The sequence below is a fragment of the Sulfitobacter sp. HI0129 genome, from assembly GCF_001635395.1.
Lineage (GTDB): Bacteria > Pseudomonadota > Alphaproteobacteria > Rhodobacterales > Rhodobacteraceae > Sulfitobacter.
The window spans coordinates 1-8,350 of sequence record NZ_LWGH01000451.1 but is presented as its reverse complement, the minus strand read 5'-3'; the positions used below and the strand labels follow the sequence as shown (position 1 = coordinate 8,350).

The 8,350-nt window shown below is 62.0% G+C and carries 8 protein-coding genes, 1 tRNA gene and 1 pseudogene; 2 read left to right on the top strand and 8 right to left on the bottom strand.

Going from position 1 to position 8,350, the window contains the following annotated elements; genetic code table 11:
• Positions 1 to 853 (bottom strand): annotated as a pseudogene (locus A3764_RS12325) (hypothetical protein); the annotation flags it as partial.
• Positions 854 to 1,078: 225 nt separating this feature from the next.
• On the opposite strand from A3764_RS12325, the gene A3764_RS12320 reads away from it, so the two are divergent.
• Positions 1,079 to 1,783, top strand: coding sequence for an SIMPL domain-containing protein (locus A3764_RS12320; RefSeq protein WP_067927214.1), 705 nt, complete (start codon positions 1,079 to 1,081; stop codon positions 1,781 to 1,783).
• Positions 1,784 to 1,892: 109 nt separating this feature from the next.
• On the opposite strand, the gene A3764_RS12315 is transcribed toward A3764_RS12320, so the two are convergent.
• Together A3764_RS12315 and A3764_RS12310 are read right to left on the bottom strand one after the other, a co-directional pair.
• Positions 1,893 to 2,747: a DUF481 domain-containing protein gene (locus A3764_RS12315; RefSeq protein ID WP_067927210.1), complete on the bottom strand. Its 855-nt coding sequence runs from the start codon at positions 2,745 to 2,747 to the stop codon at positions 1,893 to 1,895.
• 121 nt (positions 2,748 to 2,868) lie between these two features.
• On the bottom strand, positions 2,869 to 3,816 hold the full coding sequence (locus tag A3764_RS12310) for a LysR family transcriptional regulator (RefSeq protein WP_067927207.1): 948 nt from the start codon (positions 3,814 to 3,816) through the stop codon (positions 2,869 to 2,871).
• Positions 3,817 to 3,934: 118 nt separating this feature from the next.
• Between A3764_RS12310 and A3764_RS12305 the strand changes: the two genes are divergently transcribed.
• A complete protein-coding gene (locus A3764_RS12305) occupies positions 3,935 to 4,132 on the top strand; it encodes a hypothetical protein (RefSeq protein WP_236628184.1) in 198 nt (65 codons plus the stop codon).
• A 70-nt stretch (positions 4,133 to 4,202) separates the two neighbouring features.
• Here A3764_RS12305 and A3764_RS12300 read toward each other — a convergent pair whose 3' ends face one another.
• The 5 genes from A3764_RS12300 to A3764_RS24690 all read right to left on the bottom strand — a co-directional run bounded on the left by A3764_RS12300 (position 4,203) and on the right by A3764_RS24690 (position 8,308).
• Complete coding sequence (locus A3764_RS12300; protein WP_067927202.1) at positions 4,203 to 5,495, bottom strand: O-acetylhomoserine aminocarboxypropyltransferase/cysteine synthase family protein; 1,293 nt, start codon at positions 5,493 to 5,495, stop codon at positions 4,203 to 4,205.
• A gap of 62 nt (positions 5,496 to 5,557) precedes the next feature.
• Complete coding sequence (locus A3764_RS12295) at positions 5,558 to 5,845, bottom strand: DUF1330 domain-containing protein (protein WP_067927198.1); 288 nt, start codon at positions 5,843 to 5,845, stop codon at positions 5,558 to 5,560.
• Between the two features lie 67 nt (positions 5,846 to 5,912).
• Positions 5,913 to 6,917: a hypothetical protein gene (locus A3764_RS12290; RefSeq protein ID WP_067927195.1), complete on the bottom strand. Its 1,005-nt coding sequence runs from the start codon at positions 6,915 to 6,917 to the stop codon at positions 5,913 to 5,915.
• 149 nt (positions 6,918 to 7,066) lie between these two features.
• On the bottom strand, positions 7,067 to 7,570 hold the full coding sequence (locus tag A3764_RS12285) for a hypothetical protein (protein WP_150120880.1): 504 nt from the start codon (positions 7,568 to 7,570) through the stop codon (positions 7,067 to 7,069).
• Positions 7,571 to 8,224: 654 nt separating this feature from the next.
• Positions 8,225 to 8,308, bottom strand: a tRNA-Tyr gene (locus A3764_RS24690).
• Positions 8,309 to 8,350: the final 42 nt, after the last annotated feature.

The following is an 8,350-nucleotide window of genomic DNA, read 5'->3' as shown; positions in this document are numbered from 1 at the left end:
GCACCTCCGTCGGGGTGTCGGGGCCCTCCGGGTCGCTGGGTTGCGGCGCGGGTTCTGGCTCGCTCGGCGGGCGTTCGCGGGGGCCGTCCGGCTGGTCGGGTTCGGGCGTACGGTCCGGGATCTCTTCGGGGTCGCGATCGGGCGCTTCGGAAGGCGGCTCTGCCGGGGCGGGATCATCGGGCTGCGGAGTCGTGGCCGGTTCGTCCGGCTGGGTTTCATCCGGGGTTTCCGGGCGGAAGCGATCGGGCACGCTATCAGGCTCCGGCGCGGGGGTTTCCTGCGGGTCGGGCTGCGCTGGCTCGCCGTCCGAAGCGGATAGGGTCACAGGGGTGGTATCGGGTTCCACCTGTTCGCCGGGCGACAGCAGGGAAACGGCGGCCCGGGTCACGCCGAAGAAGGGTTCCCCGCCGAAGTCGTTCTCCTCCGGGGCGGCGACGAAGCTTACCGGGCGGAAGCCATGTTCGACGGCGAAGGCTTCGGCCTCCGTCAGCGTTTCGCGTGCGACGGCGGCGATGTGGGTTTCATCCCCCTCGGCGGAAATGTCGTAGATCAGATCGGACACCGCATAGGGCGTGGCGCCTTCCAGTGCCTTGGCGGCGGCCGCGCGGCGCGCCTTGGTATCCGCGCCGGGGGTCTCGATCGTCATGTAGCGGATCTGGCTGTTGGGCACGAGGATCTTGCAAAGCGCATCCGGCGATTCCAGCCGGTCTGCCTCTGCGCGCAGCGCGGAAAGCGCGCCCGGCATGTCCGCGTCGTCCAGCGCGACCTCTCCGACAAGTTGCCAGCCGGCCTCGGTGCGGTGCAGAACGCGGATGCCCTCGAAGGACAGGGATAGGGTAAATTCAGGCTTCATCGTCACAGGACCTGCTGGTTGCGGGACATCGCGAAGGGGGCCTTCGCGGCCTTTGGCGCAGAATAGAACAGCGGCGCGCCTATGGGAAGGGCGGCAGGCGGGATCGCGCCGGTTCCCGCGCACTGTCCCGCCCGGTGGGGGGACGGGTCGCGGAAGGGGTTGCAAGTGGCGGCGCAAGGCGCAGTCTGGCGGGCATACCGGTCACGCAAAAAGGAGGGCGCGGGAATGCAACGAACACTGAAATGGGCCGCAGCGGTCTGGCTGCTGGCGGCGGGCGCCGTCTGGGCGCAGGACGCCGAACGCGGCGTGATCGTCACGGGGGAGGGCAGCGTCACGCTGGCCCCGGATACGGCGACAATCACATTGGGCGTGACGGAGCGCGCGCCCGAGGCGTCAGAGGCGATGACTGCCGTGACCGGCGCGGTGGCGCGGATCGTGGCGGAACTGGATAGCCTGGGGATCGCGGCACGGGACCGGCAGACCAGCCGCTTCTACCTGCGGCCCGTTTTCGGCGATCAGGAACCGCTGCGGGAAAGCGGCCCCGCCGTGGTGGCCTATGAGGCGGGAAACTCCGTCACCGTGCAGGTCCGTGACCTGACGCAGGTGGGTGCGGTGCTGGATGGCGTCCTGTCGGTGGGGGCGAATGACTTTCAGGGCATCGCGTTTGAGCTGCGCGACGATACCGCCGCCCTGGCGGAGGCGCGCAAGCGCGCGGTCGCCGATGCGATGCTACGGGCCGAAACGCTGGCCGATGCGGCGAACCTGAACCTCGGCCCCGTGGTGCGGATCACGGAATCGAGCCGGGGGCCGCGGCCCGCGCAGATGGAAATGGCCCAGATGCGCAGCGATATGGGGGCCGCTATCGAAAGCGGAGAGGTCACCGTCCGGTCGGACGTGACGATGGTCTTCGAGATTCTGCCCACGCAGTGAGGCGGCGGCGCATCCCGAGAAACGGAGAGGGAGGACGGGTTACCCCGCCCTCCCGGAAATCGCGATCGGCCCGAGGGAGGTACCTTTCGCGATCTTTGACCGGCTTCGATCAGAAGCCCAGCACCAGCGAGACGCCGATGGTGTTGTCGGTGGATTTCAGGCCCGGTGTCGGGTCTGTGTTGTAGTCTGTCCGGTAGCTCACGCGGGTGGACAGGTTGTCGGACATGCGGAAGTTCACGCCTGCGTCGTTCGACACGACGGTGTTGGTGTCGGAACCCAGGATGTCGGTGTCCATGGTGAAGGACACTGTTTCGTTGAACCCGTAGAAGTAGCGCGACGCTGCGATGAAGCCGACTTCGGTCTCATCCACGTTGTTGACATCTTCGTAGTAGCGCACGCCGGGGCCTGCCTGAACACGCCATGCGTGGTTCGGCTGGTTGAAGACGCGGTAGCCGGGGCCGAAGCCGATGAAAGCGTCGGTTTCTTCGCCGTTGATCACAGCACCGGTGTTGGAGGTCAGGAAACCGTCATACTGCACGCGGGCAAGGCCGAAGGCGTAGAACTGGGGGGTGAAATAGCGGCTGCCTTCGTAGGTGGCAAAGAACTTTTCTTCGCTCTTGCGGCCGTTGGACTCACCATACTCAAGGGCAAAGCCGAAGAGGTGGTTGTAGTCGCCGATACCATAGGTCAGACGGCCTGCGCCGGAAATTTCGCCGGTGTCGGTGTTGCCGTCGGTGCCGGAGGCCGACAGCGCGAAGGAGCCGCGGAAGCCCTGGGCCACGCCGTTGGGTCCAAAGCGCTCTGCGTCGGTACCACGGCGCAGGTCACGGTTCACGTCGGTGGTGATATCGTCGATGTCGTCGTTCAGCGTCTGGATGCCGGTGACACGGCTCTGCGCGAAGGCAGGGGCCGCGACGGCAAGTGCGAGCGCGGAGACCGCAGCGATCTTGAGGGTGTTCATCATGGGGTCGTTCCTTTCCCAAAAAAGGTGACCCGATCGTTTGCAAGGATCGGGAGCATCTCTGCTGGAGGGGCATATAGGAACGTCTCAAACCTAAGTTAAATTCAAAATAATCATGTTTGTATCAAGCATTACTCATGGAACCTTTTCCGTCCTCGCCCAATCTGCCGACGGAATGGACTTCGCTGAGTTCGGCCAGCCGGTCGAGCAGCGCCTCCTGCTCGTCCTCGGCGCCTTGGGCGACGTGCAGAAGGCTCTGCTTGGCCACTCGGGCGATGTCCGGATCGAGATCGTCGCGCCAGACCACATGGACGGGATAGGAGAATCGCGGCGCATCGGGCACGAGGTGCAGCCGCCCGGCATCAAGGTATCGTTGCACCGAACGCGCAGGCAGATAGGCAGCAGCGCGCCGGTTCACGATGTAGTCGGCCCCCAACGACCCGAGGGCGAGCGTCAGCCCGGTATTGGCCAGATGCGGCATGCCGATCGCATGGGCATGGGTAAATTCGGGGCCCCAGTCGATAAAGATGTAACGGCCGTCGACCTCCGGCGCGGGATCGGACCAGGACGCCACGAGGATCAATTCGTCCTCCATGATCTTGTCGACCTCCAGCCCCGGGCGCAGCTGTGGCGTATAGGTGAGCCCCGCCTGAATGACCCCTTCGATCAAAAATCGGGTAAGCCTGTCGGGCATCCCCACCTCTGCGCGCACCGAAAGGTCCGGCAGGCGCTTTTGCAACTCGTCAATCCAGCGGAACCCCATGCGCGGCCAGAGCGAATATTGCGCGCCGAGCGTGATCGTCTGGCTGAACCCTTCGGGGATGGCGATCTGGGCACGCGCCTCTTCCCAGATCTTGAGCAGGCTGAGCGCGTAGCGTTCAAATTCCTGCCCCGCCGGGGTGAGGATCGCGCCCGCCTTTGACCGGGTAAAAAGCAGATGGCCAAGGCTGTCTTCGAGCCGCTGTATCCGCAGGCTGACGGCGGATTGCGTGACGAACAGCCTGTCGGAGGCCGAGACGAAGGAGCCGGTGGCGGCGACCTCCATGAAGGTTTTGATAAGGGTAATGTCCATAGGCGCAGATGTATAAGCGAAACTGCCTTTAACGCCAAATATTTTTCGTTTTCCTAATTCATAGCCACGCTTTAAGTCCCCTCATGCCGCAAGGAAGCGGCGAAAGAGGAGAAAGACCATGATGAAACTGCGTAAGACGATCGCCGTTCTGGGTATCACCGGCATGCTGTCGGGTGTGGCCGCCTGTTCCACGGAAAGCGTTGTGGACAACACGGTTGGCGCGACGGGCTTCGTTGCCAAGACAGCCGTGAAGGGCACGATCGGCGCCGGCAGAATGGCGGTGAAGGGCGCGAAAAAGATTGCCGGAACCGAGTGATAGCACCGGCAGACCCTGCCACGACATCTGAACCGGCGTGCACTCGCACGCCGGTTCTTTGTTTTGGGGGTCAGGAAACCGCTTTGGTCAGCGCCTGATCGAGATCGGCGATAAGATCATCCGCGTTCTCCGTTCCGATGGAAACGCGCACGATGTTCGGCCCGGCCCCCGCCGCGATCTGCTGGTCTTCGGAAAGCTGCCGGTGGGTGGTGGACGCCGAATGAATGATGAGCGACCGCGTATCCCCAAGGTTCGCCACATGGCTGAAGATCTCCAGCGCGTTCACCAGCTTGATACAAGCCTCGTAGCCGCCCTTCACCGCGAAGGTGAAGAGACCACCCGCCCCGCGCGGGCAGACCTTTTCCACGCGCTTATAATAGGGTGAGGATTTCAGCCCGGCGTAGGTGACGTAATCAACGCGGTCGTCCTTCTCCAGCCACTCGGCCACCTTGGTCGCGTTCTCCACATGCCGCTCCATGCGCAGCGACAGCGTTTCGGTCCCCATCAGCGTGTAATGCGCGGCCTGGGGGTTCATCGTCATGCCCAGATCGCGCAGCCCGATGGCGATACCGTGGAAGGTGAAGGCAAGGTTGCCGAAGGTTTCGTGGAACTTCAGCCCGTGATAGGCAGGCTCCGGTTCGCTGAGCGAGGGGAACTTGTCGCTGGCCGACCAGTCGAATTTCCCTGAATCAACCACGCAGCCGCCGGTTACCGTGCCGTTGCCGGTGAGGTACTTGGTCGTCGAATGCACCACCAGCGTGGCGCCGTGTTCGATGGGGCGGCACAGGAACGGCGTGGCAGAGGTATTGTCGATAATGAGCGGAATGCCCGCTTCGTCGGCAATGTCGGCGATGGCGCGCACGTCCATGATGTAGCCACCCGGATTGGCGATGGCCTCGCCGAAGACGGCGCGGGTGTCATCGTCGATCGCCGCGCGCACCGCATCCGGATCGTCGAAATCAACGAAGGTGCAGGACCAGCCGAACCGCTTGATGGTATGGCTGAACTGGGTGACCGTGCCGCCATAAAGACGGGTGGAGGCGACGATGTTCTTGCCCGGTCCCATCAGGGGGAACAGCGCCATGATCTGTGCCGCGTGACCCGAGGAGCAGCATACCGCGCCCACACCCCCTTCAAGCGTGGCGATACGTTCCTGCAGCACGGCGACCGTGGGGTTCGTCAGGCGGCTGTAGATGAAGCCGACTTCCTGAAGATTGAAGAGCGCCGCGGCGTGATCGGCATCGCGAAAGACATAGGCGGTCGTCTGGTAGATCGGTGTCTGCCGCGCGCCGGTGGCCGGGTCGGGGCGGGCGCCCGCGTGAATCTGAAGCGTGTCGAAACCGTAAGTGGGGCCGTCGGTCATGGGGGTCTCCTCCTTGAAGCTGGCCGAATGGTTAGGCGATCGGCCAGCCCCAGACAAGGATGCTATAGGCCCTCGACCAGGATAAGGTCGGTCTCGGAACAGGTTTCGCGCAGCTTCCGCGCCTCGGTGTATTCGGGCGACTCGTAAAAGGCGCGGGCGGCATCCATGCTGTCGAACTCCACCACCACCGTCATCCGGCCCAGATCGCCTTCGCGCATCTCGGGGTCGGGGTTGCGGACAAGCGGCCTGCCGCCATGCTTCTGAAGCGCTGCGCCCGAGGCGGATTTGAACCCCTCGAACGTCTTGGCGTCCTGCACCCGAATGTGCGCGATAAGATATGCTTTCGCCATCGTCCCCTCCCGATTTGTTGAAGGGGGACAGGATAGCACAGGCTAGGGCGTTCCCGAAGCGGGGGCGTCAGCGCATCCAGAAGCCGTTGGACTTGATGCGGTTGCGGATCGCCTGTTCCTTGCGGGGCAGGGCGTTCTGATCGAAAAGATCGCGCACCTTCGCACCGCGCCCCTGATAGACCATCCGCTTGATCGCATTGGACCCCTTGAGCACCTTTTTCAGCTTGTTGGGCGCGGTGATGGTTTCCAGCACGTCGATCACCCGGTCGCTTTCGCGGGCATAGAGCAGCGGCAGCAGGCGATAGTGGCAGGTAACATCGCCATCCAGCAGGCCGGGCGGCAGGCTGTCCCTCCCGCCGCCCAGCGAATGGATCACCAGCGGCAAGGCGACCTGATCGAGCCAGGGATCGAAGGATTGCGCGCAAAGCTCCACCGGGGGGTCGTCGCGGATAGCCAGCGCGTAGTCGGTAAACCTCTGCCCGAAGACATGGGGGCACCGATAGAAGAAGTAACCGGCGTTGAAATAGAGATACCGCTGCCAGTACTCATCCGGCTGGCCCAGATCGAGGCTGGAGGCGAAATCCAGCCCGAACTTGTCATAGAGCGATTTCCAGAGCCCCGCGTATCCCGGCCCGTAAACCTGTGGCTTCGGCCATGTATCTTCGCGGCGGAGCGACGCGCCGGGGCGGTCGAAGTCAAAGGGTACGGAGGCCAGATCGCCCGTCACCAGCGTATCGGTATCGAAAAAGACGAAAGGCTCGCCCTCGGGCAGGGCCTGCAACATTTCGATCTTGTTGCCATAGGGATAGGCCGCGCCGAAATGGCGGGAGACGAAGGGCACGAACTCCGCCCCGAGGTCGGCCAGTGCTGCGCGCACATCAGGCTCGGAGATGCGCGGGTCCTTCGGCCAGAGCGGCCCGGGTTGGGGTTCCGCGATGAAGAGCCTGCCGGAAAACGACGGGCTGGAATGGCGCAGGGAAGCTGCGAAGAGCAGCGCCTCATAGGCAAGGCGCCCGTCCTGTCCCACGACCACGACGTTGAAATTTTGGCCCGAGGGAGAAGAGGATACCATTTTGCCCGCGCTGCTCTTTTCGTTTTTTCGCAACTATAGGCGCAATGGTTCAATGGCAAAAGCGTGCATTTGGGGGCACGTGGGGGGGGGTGAATGGAGAAAAAGGGTGGACGACTTTGGAGGGCCTGCCCATCCGGCAAACTTTGTCTTCAGACGTCATTCATGTGGGGCGGGTTTGCGCAGAATTTCTGCAACATCGTTGACGGTGAAATGGCGGGGATCTCTAGGTTTCGCCATACGGAAGGACCCTTGGCGCGTAGTATATTTTCTTTGGCCTCGAACTGTTTTACGCCAAACAAGTTCCCACGCTCCAAGGCCCAGCGTTCCAATGCTGCCAAGTTAGCTGGAGCGAAGAAGCTAGTGCAGTCCATGTGGTAATGCGCGGCTATGCGAAGTTGCTCTTCGGCTTGGCGCCTCTTCTCCGAATACCTTTGATAATCCGCCTTCGATACGCTCGATAGTTTCAGTAAGGAGTCGAGTGCCGACCTTGCAAAAGCAGGCTTGGCTCGGCAGCCGTCTAAGAAACTTAAGCCTTGAACGCCTCGGCTCTGAAGGTCTTTGCGGGCATCGTCATTCAGGACTTCTCCCAAAATCACTCTGGCTGGTTCTGCAAGGTCTTCAGTGTTGGCGGCGAGCTGGAGCATCTCTTTCAAGATAGGCACCCCCTCTGAGAGGACTCGTGCTCTATTCCTACATTCGCGCTCACGTATCAATCGGTTGCGGTTCTTGTCGATTGTCTGCTTTTTCACGGCGTCGAACTTCGCGGCACAACAATTTCCGCAGGGTGCTCGTTGACCGTTGCTGAGGATCGCAAAATATCCATCCCTGTGTGACCGATGGACTATACAAAACGCACAGTCGACTTGAGGTTCAGCCCTATACGGAATGTCGTCGAGGTCGACCATCTCCACACCTAGAGGCTTAGTCGGGACAACGTTGTCCTGCGCTAGAGGGTCGGTGATCAAAAATGTGGAAGGATTTGATAATGCCATGAGCCACTCCGAATCTGCCGCGCAACATAAAGCTGCGCTACATATCGGTGGGGGTCAAGGTATTTTGTGCTTATCCCTGCAATTTGCACCATATCTAGCGGTGCTAATTTCAAGGGTCAAGGAGAAATCGCGTCTGAGCGATTATCTCTGGGGGGCGAGGCTTTATTTTTCCGACATCTTTGTAGCGCCTCCATTCAATTAGAGTGTGTTGGAAAAAAGTGAAAACCGTACCGCGACAGACAGAAATGGGCTGGGGGCCGAATATCATGGTCCACTTGCGGGTTGTTCAGTCGGAGTCATCGGTCTTAGGGAAAGTGGTGGGCGACCCTGGAATCGAACCAGGCGTGCGTCTCCGCGAGGGAGTTACAGTCCCCTGCCACACCTTGCGGCCTGTCGCCCACTGCGCCGCGACGCATTGCGCCGGACGTGGGGGCGTGATTA

Coding starts and splice junctions, on each gene's coding strand:
- A3764_RS12320 (WP_067927214.1), top strand. CDS start 1,079: ATGCAACGAACACTGAAATGGGCCGCAGCGGTCTGGCTGCTGGCGGCG.
- A3764_RS12315 (WP_067927210.1), bottom strand. CDS start 2,747: ATGATGAACACCCTCAAGATCGCTGCGGTCTCCGCGCTCGCACTTGCC.
- A3764_RS12310 (WP_067927207.1), bottom strand. CDS start 3,816: ATGGACATTACCCTTATCAAAACCTTCATGGAGGTCGCCGCCACCGGC.
- A3764_RS12305 (WP_236628184.1), top strand. CDS start 3,935: ATGATGAAACTGCGTAAGACGATCGCCGTTCTGGGTATCACCGGCATG.
- A3764_RS12300 (WP_067927202.1), bottom strand. CDS start 5,495: ATGACCGACGGCCCCACTTACGGTTTCGACACGCTTCAGATTCACGCG.
- A3764_RS12295 (WP_067927198.1), bottom strand. CDS start 5,845: ATGGCGAAAGCATATCTTATCGCGCACATTCGGGTGCAGGACGCCAAG.
- A3764_RS12290 (WP_067927195.1), bottom strand. CDS start 6,917: ATGGTATCCTCTTCTCCCTCGGGCCAAAATTTCAACGTCGTGGTCGTG.